Source organism: Pseudovibrio sp. Ad37 (assembly GCF_001623075.1).
Taxonomy (GTDB): Bacteria; Pseudomonadota; Alphaproteobacteria; order Rhizobiales; family Stappiaceae; genus Pseudovibrio.
Genome location: NZ_LMCF01000089.1, coordinates 1 through 899, shown reverse-complemented (window position 1 = coordinate 899; position 899 = coordinate 1). Strand labels below are relative to the sequence as shown.

1 protein-coding gene and 1 pseudogene are annotated in these 899 nt (G+C 53.2%); both read left to right on the top strand.

The window, feature by feature from the left end:
- Positions 1-126 precede the first annotated feature (126 nt).
- A pseudogene (locus PsAD37_RS27590) lies at positions 127-458 on the top strand (IS3 family transposase); the annotation flags it as partial.
- 80 nt (positions 459-538) lie between these two features.
- On the top strand, positions 539-899 hold a 361-nt coding region (locus PsAD37_RS14570), incomplete at its 3' end, for a transposase (protein WP_063296772.1).

Below are 899 nucleotides of genomic sequence, written 5' to 3'. Positions count from 1 at the left end.
CTGGACTTCAGGGAGAGTTTGGCCAACTTTTGATTGAAGGGGCATGCCCCTTCAATCAAAAGTCAAAGCTGCGAAAGTGGGGAATTTTCAAGCAGCACAAATGGGGAAAATACATCCAGCACTGACAAGCGGTTACAGAAAGAGAACGAGCACCTGCGGCGTGCGGTTTCAGACCTTACGTTGGACAAGCTGATCTTGAAGGAAGCGGCATCGGGAAACTTCTGAGCCCCTCACGCAGGTGGGCCTGTATCGATCATGTGCATAGTCGGTTCAAGGTTTCTGAGCGGTGTGTTTGCCGCGTTCTGGGGCAACATTGATCAACACAGCGGCGTTTGCCACGTGGGCGTACTGATGAAGAACGCCTGATCGCGGATATGATCGAGCTGACACGTCAGTATGGTCGGTATGGCTACCGTCGGATTGCAGCCTTGTTGAGAGACGCAGGCTGGCTGACTAACGTAAGCGTCCGGCGAACCCGACCTGACGATTCTAGCTTTGCTGCTCTATCGTACGTGTAGTTTTATCTGCATGGACTTTGATGATGATAGAAAGCCAAGGACGGCGCTGGAGTGACGATGAGAAGCGCGCGGTTTGCCGAGAAGCCGTTGAAGGAAGCGATCCGGTTGCGCATGTGGCCAAGCGACATGGCATAAGAAAAGCGCGGCTTTATTACTGGCTGAAAGACCCTCGTTTCAATCCCGCCCTTGAAGAGATGGCGGCAGAACCAACAAAGGCTGGGTTTATCTCTGTCAGCGTGGATGCAGAAGAAGCCCCTCAACCAATACCGGTGAATAGCGAAGTCTCTTCAAATCAAGCAGAGCCACTATGCCTTGGGATCCGCCTTGCGGGCGGGCATCAGGTTTTCTTGAGCGGTGCTGTGAGTGCTGATGTGATTGCCC